Annotated in this window: 15 protein-coding genes and 1 pseudogene; 10 read left to right on the top strand and 6 right to left on the bottom strand. The window is 69.9% G+C overall.

The window, feature by feature from the left end:
• Positions 1–18: 18 nt before the first annotated feature.
• Together ACFZDJ_RS38745 and ACFZDJ_RS38750 are read left to right on the top strand one after the other, a co-directional pair.
• Positions 19–804, top strand: coding sequence for an electron transfer flavoprotein subunit beta/FixA family protein (locus ACFZDJ_RS38745; protein ID WP_054228809.1), 786 nt, complete (start codon positions 19–21; stop codon positions 802–804).
• A 76-nt stretch (positions 805–880) separates the two neighbouring features.
• The gene (locus tag ACFZDJ_RS38750; RefSeq protein ID WP_168506416.1) at positions 881–1,855 is read left to right on the top strand and encodes an electron transfer flavoprotein subunit alpha/FixB family protein; all 975 of its coding nucleotides are present in this window, start codon (positions 881–883) and stop codon (positions 1,853–1,855) included.
• A gap of 62 nt (positions 1,856–1,917) precedes the next feature.
• Here ACFZDJ_RS38750 and ACFZDJ_RS38755 read toward each other — a convergent pair whose 3' ends face one another.
• A complete protein-coding gene (locus tag ACFZDJ_RS38755) occupies positions 1,918–2,808 on the bottom strand; it encodes an endonuclease/exonuclease/phosphatase family protein (RefSeq protein WP_391066146.1) in 891 nt (296 codons plus the stop codon).
• Positions 2,809–2,990: 182 nt separating this feature from the next.
• Here ACFZDJ_RS38755 and ACFZDJ_RS38760 point away from each other — a divergent pair, with 182 nt between their 5' ends.
• Positions 2,991–4,295 carry a DUF6986 family protein gene (locus ACFZDJ_RS38760; RefSeq protein ID WP_391066149.1) on the top strand — a complete coding sequence of 435 codons (1,305 nt, stop codon included), beginning with the start codon at positions 2,991–2,993 and terminating at the stop codon, positions 4,293–4,295.
• Between the two features lie 98 nt (positions 4,296–4,393).
• On the opposite strand, the gene ACFZDJ_RS38765 is transcribed toward ACFZDJ_RS38760, so the two are convergent.
• On the bottom strand, positions 4,394–5,074 hold the full coding sequence (locus tag ACFZDJ_RS38765; RefSeq protein ID WP_391066471.1) for a hypothetical protein: 681 nt from the start codon (positions 5,072–5,074) through the stop codon (positions 4,394–4,396).
• A 255-nt stretch (positions 5,075–5,329) separates the two neighbouring features.
• On the bottom strand, positions 5,330–6,394 hold the full coding sequence (locus tag ACFZDJ_RS38770) for a LacI family DNA-binding transcriptional regulator (protein ID WP_168489631.1): 1,065 nt from the start codon (positions 6,392–6,394) through the stop codon (positions 5,330–5,332).
• A gap of 220 nt (positions 6,395–6,614) precedes the next feature.
• Here ACFZDJ_RS38770 and ACFZDJ_RS38775 point away from each other — a divergent pair, with 220 nt between their 5' ends.
• Complete coding sequence (locus ACFZDJ_RS38775) at positions 6,615–7,574, top strand: ROK family protein (protein ID WP_391066152.1); 960 nt, start codon at positions 6,615–6,617, stop codon at positions 7,572–7,574.
• A 233-nt stretch (positions 7,575–7,807) separates the two neighbouring features.
• Here ACFZDJ_RS38775 and ACFZDJ_RS38780 read toward each other — a convergent pair whose 3' ends face one another.
• Positions 7,808–9,838, bottom strand: a complete 2,031-nt coding sequence (locus ACFZDJ_RS38780; RefSeq protein ID WP_391066154.1) for an NPCBM/NEW2 domain-containing protein — start codon at positions 9,836–9,838, stop codon at positions 7,808–7,810.
• A 267-nt stretch (positions 9,839–10,105) separates the two neighbouring features.
• On the opposite strand from ACFZDJ_RS38780, the gene ACFZDJ_RS38785 reads away from it, so the two are divergent.
• Genes ACFZDJ_RS38785 through ACFZDJ_RS38795 form a run of 3 tightly spaced genes read left to right on the top strand, consistent with a single transcriptional unit; the run spans position 10,106 to position 13,235 of the window.
• A complete protein-coding gene (locus ACFZDJ_RS38785; protein ID WP_389606059.1) occupies positions 10,106–11,374 on the top strand; it encodes an ABC transporter substrate-binding protein in 1,269 nt (422 codons plus the stop codon).
• 20 nt (positions 11,375–11,394) lie between these two features.
• Complete coding sequence (locus tag ACFZDJ_RS38790) at positions 11,395–12,309, top strand: carbohydrate ABC transporter permease (protein ID WP_168506408.1); 915 nt, start codon at positions 11,395–11,397, stop codon at positions 12,307–12,309.
• On the top strand, positions 12,306–13,235 hold the full coding sequence (locus ACFZDJ_RS38795; protein ID WP_384919470.1) for a carbohydrate ABC transporter permease: 930 nt from the start codon (positions 12,306–12,308) through the stop codon (positions 13,233–13,235). Before ACFZDJ_RS38790 ends, ACFZDJ_RS38795 begins: the two co-directional genes overlap by 4 nt.
• A 134-nt stretch (positions 13,236–13,369) precedes the next feature.
• On the opposite strand, the gene ACFZDJ_RS38800 is transcribed toward ACFZDJ_RS38795, so the two are convergent.
• Positions 13,370–13,591, bottom strand: coding sequence for a hypothetical protein (locus tag ACFZDJ_RS38800; RefSeq protein ID WP_095856185.1), 222 nt, complete (start codon positions 13,589–13,591; stop codon positions 13,370–13,372).
• Positions 13,592–13,707: 116 nt separating this feature from the next.
• On the opposite strand from ACFZDJ_RS38800, the pseudogene ACFZDJ_RS38805 reads away from it, so the two are divergent.
• A pseudogene (locus ACFZDJ_RS38805) lies at positions 13,708–13,917 on the top strand (Ku protein); the annotation flags it as partial.
• A gap of 390 nt (positions 13,918–14,307) precedes the next feature.
• Here ACFZDJ_RS38805 and ACFZDJ_RS38810 read toward each other — a convergent pair.
• The gene (locus tag ACFZDJ_RS38810; RefSeq protein ID WP_390931497.1) at positions 14,308–14,763 is read right to left on the bottom strand and encodes an excalibur calcium-binding domain-containing protein; all 456 of its coding nucleotides are present in this window, start codon (positions 14,761–14,763) and stop codon (positions 14,308–14,310) included.
• 121 nt (positions 14,764–14,884) lie between these two features.
• On the opposite strand from ACFZDJ_RS38810, the gene ACFZDJ_RS38815 reads away from it, so the two are divergent.
• Positions 14,885–15,079 carry a hypothetical protein gene (locus tag ACFZDJ_RS38815; RefSeq protein ID WP_390931499.1) on the top strand — a complete coding sequence of 65 codons (195 nt, stop codon included), beginning with the start codon at positions 14,885–14,887 and terminating at the stop codon, positions 15,077–15,079.
• Between the two features lie 140 nt (positions 15,080–15,219).
• Positions 15,220–16,260, top strand: coding sequence for an NUDIX domain-containing protein (locus tag ACFZDJ_RS38820; protein ID WP_384919464.1), 1,041 nt, complete (start codon positions 15,220–15,222; stop codon positions 16,258–16,260).
• Positions 16,261–16,404: the final 144 nt, after the last annotated feature.

A 16,404-nucleotide genomic window follows, 5' to 3' on the forward strand; every position in this document is an offset into this window, starting at 1 on the left:
TGCAGTAGGAGAGCCGGCGTGAGCTTGAGGATCGTTGTCACTGTGAAGTACGTGCCCGACGCCACTGGCGACCGGCACTTCGCCGATGACCTGACCGTGGACCGTGACGACGTGGACGGTCTGCTCTCGGAGCTCGACGAATACGCGGTGGAGCAGGCGCTGCAGATCGCCGACGAAGCGGACGACGCCGAGATCACCGTGCTGACCGTCGGCCCCGAGGACGCCAAGGACGCGCTGCGCAAGGCGCTTTCCATGGGCGCGGACAAGGCCATCCACGTCGAGGACGACGACCTGCACGGCACCGACGCGATCGGTACGTCGCTGGTGCTCGCCAAGGCGATCGAGAAGGCCGGGTACGACCTGGTCATCTCCGGCATGGCCTCGACGGACGGCACCGCCGGTATCGTCCCCGCCCTGCTGGCCGAGCGCCTGGGCGTACCGCAGGTCACGCTGCTCTCCGAGGTCTCCGTCGAGGACGGCGTCGTCAAGGGCCGCCGTGACGGTGACAGCGCGTCCGAGCAGCTGGAGGCCTCCCTCCCGGCGGTCGTGTCGGTGACCGACCAGTCGGGTGAGGCGCGCTACCCCTCCTTCAAGGGCATCATGGCCGCCAAGAAGAAGCCGGTGGAGTCCTGGGACCTGGAGGACCTGGAGATCGAGGCGGACGAGGTCGGTCTTGAGGGCGCCTGGACCAAGGTCGACTCCGCGACCGAGCGCCCGGCGCGCACGGCCGGCACGATCGTCAAGGACGAGGGCGAGGGCGGCAAGCAGCTCGCCGAGTTCCTCGCGGGCCAGAAGTTCATCTAAAGGCCCGTTCGAGGCTCGCTGAACCTCCACTCGCTGACCGCCCCTCATCTTTCGTAAGCAGGAGAGAAGAAGTCCCATGGCTGAAGTTCTCGTCTACGTCGACCACGTGGACGGCGCCGTCCGCAAGCCCACCCTGGAGCTGCTGACGCTGGCCCGCCGCATCGGTGAGCCCGTCGCCGTCGCCCTCGGCTCCGGCGCCGAGGCCACCGCCCCCGCGCTCGCCGAGCACGGCGCGGTCAAGGTCCTCACGCACGACGCCGCCGAGTACGCCGACTACCTGGTCGTCCCGAAGGTGGACGCGCTCCAGGCCGCGTACGAGGTGGTGTCCGCCGGGGGCTCCCTGGCCGCCGTGCTCGTCCCCTCCTCCGCCGAGGGCAAGGAGATCGCGGCGCGCCTCGCGGTCCGCATCGGCTCCGGCATCATCACGGACGCGACCGACCTCGAGGCCGGCGACGAGGGCCCGGTGGCCACGCAGTCCGCGTTCGCCGCCTCCTTCACCACCAAGTCCCGTGTCGCCAAGGGCACCCCGGTCATCACGGTCAAGCCGAACTCGGCCGCCGTGGAGGCCGCCCCGGCCGCGGGCGCCGTCGAGGCCCTCGCGGTCTCCTTCTCCGAGAAGGCCACCGGCACCAAGGTCACCGCGCGTACCCCGCGCGAGTCGACCGGCCGCCCCGAGCTGACCGAGGCCGCGATCGTGGTCTCCGGCGGCCGTGGCGTCAACGGCGCCGAGAACTTCTCGATCATCGAGGCGCTCGCCGACTCCCTCGGCGCGGCCGTGGGTGCCTCGCGTGCCGCGGTGGACGCCGGCTGGTACCCGCACACCAACCAGGTCGGCCAGACCGGCAAGTCCGTCTCGCCGCAGCTGTACATCGCCTCCGGCATCTCCGGCGCGATCCAGCACCGCGCCGGTATGCAGACGTCGAAGACGATCGTGGCGATCAACAAGGACGCCGAGGCCCCGATCTTCGACCTGGTCGACTACGGCGTGGTCGGCGACCTCTTCGAGGTCGTCCCGCAGCTCACCGAGGAGATCAAGACCCGCAAGGGCTGATCGAGTCCGGCTCCGGCCGTACGAGGCCCCCGTGACCGCCCGCGCGGTCACGGGGGCCTCGCTCATGCCAGGCTCAGCCAGGTCTGCATGGGCAGATGGTCACTGGGGAACTGACCGTCCACCGCGAAGGTGTTGACGGCCGCCCGGTGCACGGTCACCCCGGGGCCGACCAGGATCCAGTCGATACGGTCGCCGTCCGGCGTCAACGGCTGGTAGCCGTGGAAGGTCCCGTAGAGCGTGCCGCGTTCGGCCGCCGCGTCCCAGGTGTCGACGAGCCCGGCGCCCAGCATCGCTTCGTACACCGGGTTCTGGTGGGCGACGGCATTGAAGTCGCCGGTCACGACGAGCGGCAGAGCGCGGTCGAAGCGCGCGATGCGTTCGGCAATCAGACTCGCGGCACGCATGCGTGCGTACTGACTCGCGTGGTCCAGATGGGTGTTGAGCACATAGAACTCCCGTGCGTCCCGCAGGTCGCGGAAGCGGACCCAGGTGACGATGCGCGGGAAGGCGGCGCCCCAGGTGTTCGAGCCGATCAGCTCGGGCGCGTCGGAGAGCCAGAAGCTGTCGTGCTCGACCGGGGCCAGCCGGCGGGTGTCGAAGAAGATCGCCACCGCCTCGTCATGGCTGCCGCCCTTGCGGCCCGTGCCGATCCAGTCGTAGTGCGGTCCGAGGTCGGAATCGATGTCACGCAGTTGCTGGTAGATGCCCTCCTGGGTGCCGATGACGTGGGGCGACTCCCGGCGTAACAGCGCGCGCATCACCGGGCGGCGCGCGGCCCAGCTGTTGGGCTCGGCGGTGCTCGCGAAGCGCAGGTTGAACGTCATGACCTCCAGACGGTGGCCGCCGCGCCGGCTGGCGGAGGCGGACGCCGTGGTGAGCAGGGGTACGGCGACCGCGGCGGCCACCACCGTCCGCAGACCCATGCGTCGCGTCACTCTGCGGGTGTTCGACATGTGTGATCCCCTCCCCTCGGGGCCAGCATGAGGGGTGTGCCCCGCGACGCGAAAGAAGGCGTGGGGCAGGAGTGCACATGACGGACCATGCCGTGGACAGGTGTTGACCATCGGTAAGCACCATGGATAACTTCGCTCTACGGATTACTGATTCCGTGGAGCGGAAAACTGGAGGGTGTGGGATGGGTCAGGGCCAGCAGGAGAACGTGGCGACGAGCCTCGCGGGCGCCGTCTGCGAGGAGATCAGCGCCTCCCTCGCCCCCGTCGACGCCGAACTTGCGCGGCGTTACCCCGGAGACCCCGGCACCCGGCAGCCCGTCCACACCGTGTACGTCCCCGGCGACGTGTTCGCCGCCGACACCATCCGCTCCTGGGGCGACCGGGCCCTCGCCGCCCTCGACGAGCACGCCCCCGACGCCGCGTCCTTCGCCGCCGTCCTCGGTCTCACCGACGACCTCGCCGGGCCCGTGTACGACCGCGTACGCGCCAAGCTGGAGCGCGAGCCCGTCGAGGACCTGCGGGTCGACTTCGAGGACGGCTACGGCCCGCGCCCGGACGCCGAGGAGGACGAGGCGGCGGCCCGCGCGGCCCGCCTGATCGCCGAGGCGTACGAGAACGGCACGGCCGCCCCGTACATGGGCATCCGCATGAAGTGCATGGAGGCGCCGGTACGAGACCGGGGCATCCGCACGCTCGACATCTTCCTGACCGGCCTGATGGAGTCGGGAGGCCTGCCCGCGGGGCTCGTGCTGACGCTGCCCAAGGTGACGTACGCCGAGCAGGTCACCGCGATGGTCCGGCTCCTGGAGGAGTTCGAGAAGGCGCGCGGTCTGGAGCCCGGCCGCATCGGCTTCGAGATCCAGATCGAGACCAGCCAGTCCATCCTCGCGACCGACGGCACCGCGACCGTCGCCCGGATGATCCAGGCCGCCGAGGGCCGCGCCACCGGACTGCACTACGGCACCTTCGACTACAGCGCCTGCCTCGGCGTCAGCGCCGCCTACCAGGCCAGCGACCACCCGGCCGCCGACCACGCCAAGGCGATCATGCAGGTCGCGGCCGCGGGCACCGGCGTACGCGTCTCGGACGGCTCCACCAACGTCCTGCCGATCGGCCCGACCGAGAAGGTCCACGACGCCTGGCGCCTCCACTACGGCCTCACCCGCCGTGCCCTGGCCCGCGCCTACTACCAGGGATGGGACATGCACCCCGGCCACATCCCGACCCGCTACGCCGCCGTCTTCGCCTTCTACCGCGAGGGCTTCGAACAGGCCGCCGCCCGCCTCGCCCGCTACGCCAGCCACACCGACGGCGACGTCATGGACGAGCCCGCCACCGCCAAGGCCCTCAGCGGCTACCTCCTGCGCGGCCTGGACTGCGGTGCCCTGGACATCGCGGAGGTGGCGAGGGTGACGGGCCTGACGAGGGCCGACCTGGAGGGTTTCGCGGTGCCGAGGCGCGGCGACCTGACCATCTCGGGGAAGTGAAACTCCCTGCTTTCAGGGGCGCGAGGCTGTGACACTGTGCGGCTGCGCCGCGTGGGCGCGACCAGCCACGGACACCCCGCACTCTGACGACGGACCTTCTACGTGTACCTCTCAAGCCCGGAAGCCATGGTGAGCCCCTCCGCGGCCAACAGCTCGGTTCCCCGTGCGCAGAGCGCGGCGTCGCCGCGAGCCCGCGCGCAGAACTCCTCCGGCGTCTCCCCGAAAAGCTCCCGCAGCCGCGCCGACCCGGCGAGCAGCGAGGTGAGCAGCGGGCGCTCGCCGGGGTGCGGGCGAGGTGCTCCGGAGCCGTTGTGGAGCACTCCGCGGCGGTTGACGTACACGTAGGCACCCGGCAGGAGCCCACCGGAGTCCAGCTCGATCCGTAAGTGGGAGGCGGACAGCCACGCCCTGCCGTACGCCCCCTCGGCCACCGGAACGCCCTCACTCGCGTCCACCACCGCGAGCTGCGCCGCGTCCAGCCACGTGAGGAACAACTCACCGACGGCGCCCGGCGCGTGGAACGGCGACGCGGACACGTACCCCATCGCACTCACCTGGGCCGAGACGCCGACGCCGAGGCCGCAGACCCGTGTCTTCACCATCGGGATCGTGCCCGACACCCCGGACTGCGCCATCTTGTGCCGGAGTTGGGCCGGGCAGGCGTTGGAGCCGACCGCGAGGACCGGGACGCGGTCCTTGTACACCCGGCGCGTGAGCGGCAACAGCCGGTCCCCGTCGAGGAGTACGGACTCCTCGGGCCGGGCGCCCGGGTAGCTCAGCGGGTGCTCACGGGGCGCCTCGGCGAGGCCTGGGGCCTGTCGTTTGGATCAGGCCTGGGCCGCGGGGTCTGGCACGCCCATCTGCGGCGTTGTCGTCGGTCGCCATGGCTCCGCCATGACTCCCTCCTCCGCCTTGCAGCTGTACGCACCAGACCCCGCTCACCGGCACCGATCGAGCGCCGTCTCCCGAAACGACCTGATCCAAACGACAGGCCCTAGCGCTTCGAGGGTGCACGGGTCCGGCTCGGCCACGGCTCAGTCCACGGGCGGAAGTTCGCCCGAGCCGCGGGTGATCAGACGGGTCGGGAGTTCGATGCGTTCCGGGGTGATGAGGGTGCCGTCCAGCTGGCGGAAGAGGCGCTCGGCGGCGGTGCGGCCGAGGGCGGCGGCGTCCTGGGCGACGACGGTGACGCCGGGCTCCAGGAGGTCGGCGAGCTCGATGTCGTCGAAGCCGACGAGGGCGACCGGCCGGCCGCGCTCGGCGATGACACGGACGACCGTGACGGTGACGCGGTTGTTGCCGGCGAAGACCGCGGTGACGGGGGAGGGGCCGGACAGCATGTCCTCGGCGGCCTTGCGCACCCGCTGCGGGTCGGTGACGCCCAGGGACATCCAGTCGTCCTCGACGGGTATGCCCGCATCCTCCATGGCCGCCCGGTAGCCGCGCAGCCGCTCGGCGGCGGTGTGGATGCGCGGCATGTCGCCGATGAAGCCGATCCGGCGGTGGCCGTGGGCGATCAGGTGGGCGACGCCGTCACGGGCCCCGCCGAAGCTGTCGGACAGCACCACGTCGGCGTCGATCTGTCCCGCCGGGCGGTCCACGAACACCGTGGCGACGCCCGCCTTGATCTCGGGCTCCAGATAGCGGTGGTCGTCACCGGCCGGGATGATCACCAGCCCGTCCACGCGGCGCGCGCACAGGGCGAGAACCAGCTCCTGTTCGCGGTCCGGGTCCTCGGCGCTGGAGCCGTTGATGAGCAGCGCCCCGTGGGCGCGGGCCACCTCCTCGACCGCGCGGCTGAGGGGGCCGTAGAAGGGGTCGGCGAGGTCCTCCAGGACGAGGCCGATGCTCGCGGTGCGGCCCTTGCGCAGCACCCGGGCGCTGTCGTTGCGGCGGAAGCCGAGCGCGTCGATGGCCTCCTGGACGCGGCGCTCGGTGTCCGGAGTGACTCCGGGCTCACCGTTGACGACCCGCGAGACCGTCTTGAGGCCCACCCCGGCTCGTGCCGCCACGTCCTTCATGGTCGGACGGTTGCCGTAGCGGTTCTCGGATCGGCGGGCGGTCTCTGCCACGATGCGCTGTCCTGTCCTGTCGTCCATGGTTCCCGTCGTCCACGCGGCGGTCCCTGTCGGCCACGGGTCCTGTTGTCCACGGGGGTGCGTCGGTCCATGGGGTTGTATGAGGATGTGGCGTCGAGCATAGAGCCTGGACAACGTTGTCAGATGCGGGAGACACTGTCCACCGCATTCTCCGGCCTGCGCCCCCCATCGCGAGACCGGTCTGCCCCTTTCACCAGGTTCACCGGGAGAACTGACACTGATGCACACCGACCTCGTGGCCGCGCTCGACATCGGCGGCACCAAGATCGCCGGAGCGCTGGTGGACGGCCGCGGCCGCATTCTTCTGCGCGCGCAGCGCGCGACGCCCGCGCAGGAGGACGGCGACACCGTGATGGGGGCCGTCGAGGAGGTGCTCGGCGAGCTGACCGGGTCACCGCTGTGGAGCCGGGCGGGGACCGTCGGCATCGGCAGCGCGGGGCCGGTGGACGCCTCCGCGGGCACGGTGAGTCCGGTGAACGTGGCGGGCTGGCGTGACTACCCGCTCGTCGAGCGGGTCCGTGCGGCGACCGGGGGCCTGCCGGTCGAGCTGATCGGCGACGGGGTGGCCATCACGGCCGCCGAGCACTGGCAGGGTGCGGCGCGCGGCCATGACAACGCCCTGTGCATGGTGGTCTCGACGGGTGTCGGGGGTGGGCTGGTCCTGAACGGTCAGCTCCACCCCGGTCCCACGGGCAACGCGGGCCACATCGGGCACATCAGCGTGGACCTCGACGGTGACCCCTGCCCGTGCGGTTCGCGCGGTTGCGTGGAGCGCATCGCGAGCGGTCCGAACATCGCGCGGCGGGCGCTGGAGGGCGGCTGGCGGCCGGGGCCCGACGGTGACACCTCGGCCGCCGCGGTGGCCGCCGCCGCGCGCGAGGGCGACCCGGTGGCGGTGGCCTCGTTCGAACGCGCGGCGAAGGCGCTGGCGGCGGGCATCGCGGCGACCGCGACCCTCGTCGAGATCGACATCGCCGTCATCGGCGGGGGAGTGGGCAAGGCCGGGGAGGTGCTCTTCGAGCCGCTCCGCAAGGCGCTGGCCGACTACGCCACCCTGTCCTTCGTACAGCGGCTGACCGTGGCGCCCGCGCTGATGGGCACGGACGCCGGTCTCGTCGGCGCGGCGGCGGCCGCGCTCAGCAGGCAGCCGAGCACGACCGCGGAGCGGGTCGCGGGCTGAGCGCCGCCTTGAGCCGCGGTTCGCGTGTCCGGGCCGGGTGTGCCGACCGGTGGTGCGAGTGATCCGCCGGGGGCGAGTGGAGCGCGGTCGCGGCTCGAGCCGGTGACCGGGCTCGTGGTCCGGGTCCGACGCCCCCAGCGGGAGCTTCCTGGGGCAGTCCCCCGGCCAGGTCGGCTCGGCCGGGTCGCCGCCCGCTGCCGAGCCGGAGGCGGACCCCCGGCCCGGCGCACGGATCAGCAGGTCAGTCGGGCGTCCGCCCAGTCCGCGTGGTCCGAGTCGACGCCGTCGCCGCCGTCGGTGACGACGAGGCGAACCACCTGGGCGCCGGTCACGTCGGCCGAGACCGGCTGGGCCGGCATGGCGTTGGTGAGGACCCCGGTCGAGGCGACCTTCGTGCCATCCGCCCAGATCTCGAACGCGACGGTGCCCTTGGCGCCCTTCTCGTCGTCGACGCCGACATCCGCGGTGACGGTCCGGCACCGCTTGCCGGTGTAGTACTCGACGGCGCTCGGAGCGTGCGCACCGAGTCCCTTGGCGTATACGACTCCGCCGAGAGTGATCGGATGACCGTCGCCCGCGGCGCTCTCCCCGTTGCTGGTGTTGCGCTCAACAGGGCCGAATCCATTGGCCGTCGACAGCCACGGCAGGTCGCCGAGATAGGAGACGCCCGAAGGGGGAGCGACGACGATCGACACCGTGAGCGGGAGCACGCTCTCGGCGCGTATGCCGGTCGGTGAGCGGTACGTGGCCTTGAGCGTCAGGTCGTACGATCCCGTGGCCGTGCCCTCGGGCGCGGTGACCCGCCACTTCGTACGCAGGGAGTGTCCCGTGCGTACCGTGCCCGCCGTGGCCGGTGAGGTGGCCGCGACCTTCCAGCCCGTCGGGCCGCTCAGCGCCACCGAGACGCGCCGCGCGGGCGTACGGCCGAGGTCGGTCACCGCCGACGTCAGGGAGACCGGCTTGCCCGACTCCACCAACGGGCTCCCGTCCAGGCCGAGTTCGACGGCGGGCGGGTTCTTGGCCCAGTGGCGGTCGGCCGAGACGCGGACGAGGACCGTGCCGTGCGCGGGGACGGTCGCGGAGACGGCGCCGGCGGTGTTGTAGCTCCGGTGCTGCCACAGGTCGCGCAGGGTGTAGCCGTGGGCGGCCGGCAGTCCCACGGCGGCCGCGGTCGTGGCGATGTGCTGGGGGCTGCCGGTCTCGTTGAACAGTGCCACCGTCCGGCTGCCGTCCTTCATCTCCTTGGCGACGACCCAGCGTCCGCCCTCGGAGGAGAGCACGGTGCCCTGCTTGCCCAGTGGGTCCTGGTCGACCGCGATGACTTCCTTGTTGTCGAGGATGTCGAAGGTGGCGGGCGACGCCTTGCGCAGATCCGAGCCGATGAGCAGCGGAGCCGCCATGACCGACCACATCGAGAAGTGCGAGCGGTACTCGGTGTCGGTCATGCCGCCGTTGCCGACCTCCAGCATGTCCGGGTCGTTCCAGTGACCGGGACCCGCGTGCGGGGCGAGGGGCAGGTTCTGCTTGAGGATCGACAGCATCGAGCCCCAGCTGTCGTTGATGTCACCGGTCGTTCGCCACAGATGTCCGACGTCCGAGGCCCACTCCCAGGGCTTGTTCTCGCCCCATTCGCAGAGGCTGTAGACGATGGGCCGTCCCGTCGCCTTCAGCGCGTCCCGCATGGTCGTGTAGCGCAGCTTGGCGTCCACGCCCTGGTTGTTGCAGTTGTCGTACTTGAGGTAGTCGACGCCCCAGTCCGCGAACTGCCGGGCGTCGCTGTACTCGTGGCCGAGGGCGCCCGGGAACCCGACGCTGTCGCACGTCTTCGTGCCCGCGCTGGTGTAGATGCCGAGCTTGAGTCCCTTGGCGTGGATGTAGTCGGCGACCGCCTTGATCCCGTTCGGGAAGCGCACGGGGTCGGGCACCAGCTTGCCGTCGGCGTCCCGGGACGGCAGGGCCCAGCAGTCGTCCAGATTGACGTACTGGTACCCGGCGTCTTTGAGCCCCTTCTCCACGAAGAGGTCCGCGATCCCCTTGACCATGCTCTCGTTGAACTCGGCCCGGCAGTGCGTGGAGTTCCAGTTGTTGAAACCCATCGGAGGGGTGAGCGCGAGGCCGTCCGCCAGGGCGGGGGACGCGGGGGCTTCGGTGGGGGCGGGGGCGGCCAGAGCCTCCGGGGCGGTCGGACCGGTCGTACACAACAGGGCCGTCGCGAGTGCTCCGACCACTCTTCGGCGGGTTGTGCGGGTGGGAAGGTGACGCATCGTTACGTTCCTCCGAACTCGCGAAAGATAGGATGACTGCATGTCCGCGACAAGGGTGCGCGCTTACGGTAGGACCTGTCCAACTCTGTTGGAAGAGAAGTGGTAACGGTTGTTCGATATCTCGTCGGAACCCTTGACGAGTCTCCGACATGGGAGTGAGATCCAAGCCTCGCGTTCGGTTGTGTTGGGTGGCACCCCGAGGAGGGGGACATGGCACAGTCATCGTTGAAGGGGATCGTCGTGCCCGAAGGCTCGTCAGGTCATCGGATGTCCCGGCGAAATCTCTTGCGTGGTGCGGCCGTCGGGGCCGGCGCGCTCACGCTCCCCGCCCTGCTGTCCGCCTGCGGCAACGGACCGGGCGGAAACAAGAACGAAGTCACCGTGGGGTCCAACGCCTCGGACCCGGTCCCCAAGAAGGCGTACGCGGCGGCCTTCTCGGCGTACGAGAAGAAGTCCGGCAAGAAGGTCAAGGTCAACACCAAGGACCACAACGACTTCCAGGAGAACATCAACCGCTATCTCCAGGGCACGCCCGACGACGTCTTCATGTGGTTCGCGGGGTATCGCATGCAGTACTTCGCGGAGAAGGGGCTCCTGCACGAGATCAGCGACGTCTGGAGCGGTTTCACCGGCTTCTCCGACGCCCTGAAGGAGCAGTCCACCCACTCCGGCAAGCAGTACTTCGTGCCGTACTACTACTATCCGTGGGCCGTTTTCCACCGCAAGAGCCTCTTCCAGTCCAAGGGCTACCAACAGCCCAAGACCTGGGACGACTTCATCGCGCTGGCCAAGCAGATGTCGAAGGACGGGACGCCCGTCGCCTTCTGTGACAAGGACGGCTGGCCCGCGATGGGCACTTTCGACTACATCAACATGCGCCTGAACGGATACGACTTCCACAAGTCCCTGATGGCCGGCACGGAGGCATGGACCGACGCCAAGGTGAAGAAGGTCTTCGACACCTGGCGCGAGGTCATGCCCTACTACCAGAAGGGCGCCCTCGGCCGGACCTGGGAGGAGGCCGGGCAGAGTCTGCAGCAGCGCAAGACGGGGATGGCGGTCTTCGGAATGCCGCACCCGGGCACCCAGTTCCCCGAGAACGAACGCGACGACATCGACTTCTTCGCCTTCCCCGAGATCGACCCGCAGTACGCGCAGGACGCCGTGGAAGCACCCATCGACGGCTTCCTGGTCGCCAAGAAGTCGAAGAACCTCGACGGCGCCAAGGCCCTTCTGAAATGGCTGGGCACCCCCACCGCCGAGAACACCTACCTCGCCCTCGACCCCAACAACGTGGCCGTCAACGACGGCGCCGACACCACCAAGTACAGCGCCCTGCAGAAGAAGTCGGCCCAGCTCGTCTCGGGCGCCAAGCAGATCTCGCAGTTCATGGACCGCGACACCCGTCCGGACTTCGCCTCGACCGTGATGATCAAGGCGATCCAGGACTTCATCGGCAACCCGAAGGACGTAGACGGTCTCTGCAACAGCATCGAACGACAGAAGAAGACCATCTTCTCGTCGCCCGTCGGCTGATCACTGGGGGAAGACGTTCCGTGGCGCTCAACATCCCACGGCGCACCGGACGGCGGAGGCTGCGGCGGTTCTCCCGCCGCGACGCCGTCGTCCTCGGCGTGCTCCTCGGCATACCCGTCCTGCTCGACATCGTCATCGTCTGGGGCCCGACCCTCGCGTCCATCGGGCTCTCCTTCACCTCCTGGGACGGCGTCGGCGACATCCACTGGGTGGGCGGCGACAACTACAAGAACGTGTTCGAGAACTACCCGGCGTTCTGGCCCGCCGTCCGGCACAACGTCCTGTGGCTGCTCTTCCTCGGCCTGATCGCCACCCCGTTCGGACTGTTCCTCGCGGTGCTCATCGACCGCGGAGTGCGCTTCAGCCGCTTCTACCAGTCCGTCATCTACCTGCCGGTCGTGCTCTCGCTCGCCATCGTCGGCTTCATCGCCCAGCTGATCCTCGGCACCGACCAGGGCGTGGTCAACACGATCCTCAACAACCACGAGAACCCGATCGACTGGCTCGGTGACGCGCACCTCAACATCTGGATGATGATGATCGCGGCGAGCTGGCGGCACACGGGTTACGTCATGATCCTCTACCTCGCCGGACTCAAGTCCGTCGACCCGCAGCTGAAGGAAGCCGCCGCGATCGACGGCGCGAACGCCCGCCAGACCTTCTTCCGCGTCGTCTTCCCGACCCTGCGCCCGGTCAACGTGATCGTCGGTGTCATCACCGTCATCGAGGCGCTGCGCGCGTTCGACATCGTCTACGCAGTCAACAAGGGCCGCAACGGCCTGGAACTGCTCTCCGTCCTGATCACCGACAACATCATCGGGGAAGCCAGCCGCATCGGATTCGGCTCCGCCATCGCGGTCGTCCTGCTCACCGTCTCCCTGGGGTTCATCGTGACGTTCCTGGTCCAAGAGCTGCGAGGTGCGCGCGAACGATGACCGCCGACATCCGCGCCGGCGCCCCCGTGCGCCCGGCACCCGCTCCGGAGCCGACGCCCGCTCCCCGCCGGAGGCCGCGCCCCGGCCGCTTCGGCGTCCACATCTTCCTGATGGGCGTCTCGCTCGCCTTCCTCGCGCCGCTCCTGCTCGCCGTCTACGCCTCGCTGCGCCCGTACGAGGAGACGGCGCAGAACGGCTACTTCTCCTTCCCGAAACACCTGTCCTTCGAGTACTACCGTCGCGCCTACAGCGAATCCGGCATGGGCAAGTACTTCACCAACACCCTGCTCATCGCCGTGCCCGCCGTCCTGGTGACCCTCTTCCTCGCCTCGTTCGTCGCCTTCGCCGTGTCCCGGCTGAGGCTGCGCGGGGGCCTCGTCCTGCTGATGTTCTTCACCGCGGGCAACCTGCTGCCCCAGCAGGTCATCGTCACCCCGCTGTACGTCCTGTTCAACAAGATCCCGCTGCCGTGGTGGATGTCCGACTCGCTGACGATGTACGACTCCTACTGGGCCGTCATCATCGTCAACATCGGCTTCCAGATGGGCTTCTGCGTCTTCGTGCTGGCCAATTTCATGCGGACGCTGCCGCAGGAGATCCTCGAGGCCGCCATCGTCGACGGCGCGGGTGTGTGGACCCAGTTCTGGCGCATCACCCTCCCGCTGTGCCGCCCCGCCCTCGCGGCCCTCGGCACCCTCGAGTTCACCTGGGTCTACAACGACTTCCTCTGGGCCCTGATCTTCATCTCCAACCCCGACAAGCTCCCGATCACGTCATCCCTCAACAACCTCCGCGGCCAGTTCTTCACCGACTACAACCTGCTGGCCGCGGGCTCCGTCCTCGTCGCCCTCCCCACGATCCTGGTCTTCCTGCTCCTGCAACGGCACTTCGTCGCGGGTCTGACACTGGGGTCCACCAAGGGCTAGGCCCTGACCTGCGGATTTACGGGGTGTCAGGTAGACACTGGCGCCCCGTTGACGCGACCGGAGATCCAGGGAGACCGGTACGGCCTTTCCGAGCAGCCGGGTGAGGGTCGACGGTGTTCGCCGCGTCACACTCGTCACGTCGGTGGCGACCATGCTTCAGGCCCGCCGCCGTGCCACTCGATCACCCTTGAGTTGGCTACATCGACCTCGTCGATCCCTTCCAGCCCGGCGTAGCGGAGGAAGGCGGCCAGGTCGCGCAGTGAGTGTGCGGTGAGCAGTTCTCCGTTGACGCGCACCTGTCGGCTGCCGTCGGTCGGGGATGGTGGGTACACAATCACGTGCAGCTCTCCGGACATGGTTTCAGGCTCACCCGGCTGGCCCGGATGCGCATCCGGACCGCTGGATCAGAGCGCCTCGCACGACGCGTGCCGGACGGCGTGGGCGCTCGTGGGCTGCCTTCTCGGGGCACGTCGTGGAGGTCTGTCACGCCCCGAACGTCTGGTCGGGTGCCATATCGTTTTCCCTGGTCACGGTGCCGATTCAGGTTGTGGGCGCCACCGCGGATCACTCGGTCCACTTCCACCAAGTCCACCTCGACGACATGGCCCGCGTCCGCGTCCGGAAGCACTGCGAGCTCGATGAGCGCGAAGTCACCCAGGGAGAGATTGGGAAGCGCTACGAGTGACCAAGGGCAGACCATGGCCCACCCACCCGGACCCGCACACCATGATCGCTCAGGAAGCCGCGGGTGCGGGTATCCCCGTCGCAGCGGGTCACTGGGTCGGGTCCGAGCCCAGCCGTGCAGCACAGCCACAGTTGCCCGTCCTGACCGCTTTCGTCCGCATCGTTGCCGTGGCATCGCGGGACGAGCAACGTAGTGGCCGGGCCGAGTGGATCATCCGTGTGCTGGTGGCTCGTCGGCGTAGCCAGCCGCGTTGTCAGTGGCCGCCCCTAGCATTGTCGTCAACATCCCAACGATCCAGTCGGGTTGTTGCTGATGCCCCGCCCGGAACAGCGCCCGGTGCGGGGCTCGCTGCTGTCGGAACTCCCGGACACTCAGCTGATCCGCGCGTCACTCGCAGCCGACGCCGTCCCCGTCACGGTCGAGATGGCGGCCGTAGCCGGGGTCTCCGACGTGGACGGGCGCGGCGCCCGCCGCTCGGGCCGCGGCGCAGTTCTCGTAGTACACGGAGCCCCCGCCGCTGTCGTCGCTGCCGCCACCGCCCGCGACGGCGGGCTGCGCGGTGACCGTCGCGCGCACGGTCTTCGTGCTCCGCACGGTCACGGTGGCGGCGGGCGTCGCCGTGACCGTCTCCGTGGCGGTCCGCGTCGCGGTCGCCGTGGCGGTGACGGTGGTGGTCGGACCGGGCTTCGCCGCGGCGGACTCGGTGGTGTCCCCGCCGCTGTTGCCGATGCCGACGCCGATGAAGAGGGCCACGGCCAGCGCGGGCAGTACGTAGCGCTTGCGGGCCCAGCCCGGGGCGGTGCGGGCCGATCCGGCGGGTGGTGCCGTGTACGGGTTGGTCATGTCGTCCCCCTGAGGTGTTTCGAGTGGGATGACGGTAGTGCTCCTGATGTGTCCGAAGGGGAGGAGTGGGAGTTGTGTGACCGACCCGTGACTCCTCGTCGTGTTCGGAGTTGAACCGGGCATGAAGAAGCGCAGCATGCTGGCCATCGCCTCCCTCGCCACCGGGTTCGTCGTCGCGGCGATCACCCCGTCCCACGCCGTCGACGGCGAGTCCCCGGGCGACCTGCCCGTCAAGGACACGCTCAGCAGCCTCGACCACACGCTCAGCAGCGAGAGCCTGGCCGTGGACGACACCGCGCTCGGCCAGAACGGCTGAGGCGCGGGGACGGACACGCGGCGCCGGTGCTCCCCGGGACGGGGCACCGGCGCCGCGCCGTCGGCTCCCTCATCTGCGGCTGGTTTCCGTGGCAGGGTGAAGCGGGCAAGCCTCAGGGGGCCAACAGAAGAGGGGGAACCGTGATCGTCTGGATCAACGGTGCGTTCGGTGCGGGGAAGACGACCACCGCACGGGAACTGATCGACCTGATCCCGAACAGCACGCTCTTCGACCCCGAGGTGATCGGCGGCGAGCTCGCGCACCTGCTGCCCGCCAAACGCCTCGCCGAGGTCGGCGACTTCCAGGACCTGCCGATCTGGCGGCGCCTGGTGGTCGACACCGCGGCCGCCCTGCTCGCGGAGCTCGGCGGCGTTCTCGTGGTTCCCATGACCCTGCTGCGCCAGGAGTACCGTGACGAGATCTTCGGCGGCCTCGCCTCGCGCCGGATCGAAGTACGCCACGTGCTCCTCGCCCCGGCGGAAACGATCCTGCGGGCGCGCATAGCCGGCCGGGAGATACCCGAGGACCTCCCCGACGGCGAGATACGGGTGCGCCAGTGGTCCTACGACCACATCGAGCCCTATCGCGCGGCGCTCGCCTCCTGGCTCACCGCCGACGCCCACCCCGTCGACACCAGCGCCCTCACCCCGCACGACACCGCACTGCGCGTCGCGGAAGCCGTACGCACCGGTGACGCGTCCGCGTGCGACATCGTGCAGACGCCCGAACCCACCTCCGAGACCCTCGCCGCCGGAGTCCTCCTCTTCGACGAGGAGGACCGGGTGCTGCTCGTCGACCCCACCTACAAGGCGGGCTGGGAGTTTCCCGGCGGTGTCGTCGAACCGGGGGAGGCTCCCGCGCGCGCGGGCATGCGCGAGGTCGCCGAGGAGACCGGCATACGGCTCGAGGACGTACCCGCTCTGCTGGTGGTGGACTGGGAGCCGCCCGCACCCCCCGGCTACGGCGGTCTGCGCCTCCTCTTCGACGGCGGCCGCCTCGACTCCGACGAGGCACACCGGCTGCTGCTCCCCGGCCCCGAACTGCGCGCCTGGCGCTTCGTCACCGAGCGGGAGGCGGCGGACCTGCTGCCACCGGTGCGCTATGAGCGGCTGCGCTGGGCCCTGCGGGCGCGGGAGCGCGGCGCCGCACTCTACCTGGAGGCCGGTATCCCACTCGGCTGACGTCGATGCCGGGCCACCCCTTGGCCGACGTCGATGGTGTACAGCCAGGGGGTGATCCGGCGCCGATGGTCAACGGCGCCCGGAGCGGCGGCCGTTGAGCGTACCCGGCGACTGGCCGTGCGCGAACGCGAACGTCTCGGCGCG

It is taken from the genome of Streptomyces sp. NPDC007896, assembly GCF_042959425.1.
In the GTDB taxonomy this organism is placed as follows: domain Bacteria; phylum Actinomycetota; class Actinomycetes; order Streptomycetales; family Streptomycetaceae; genus Streptomyces.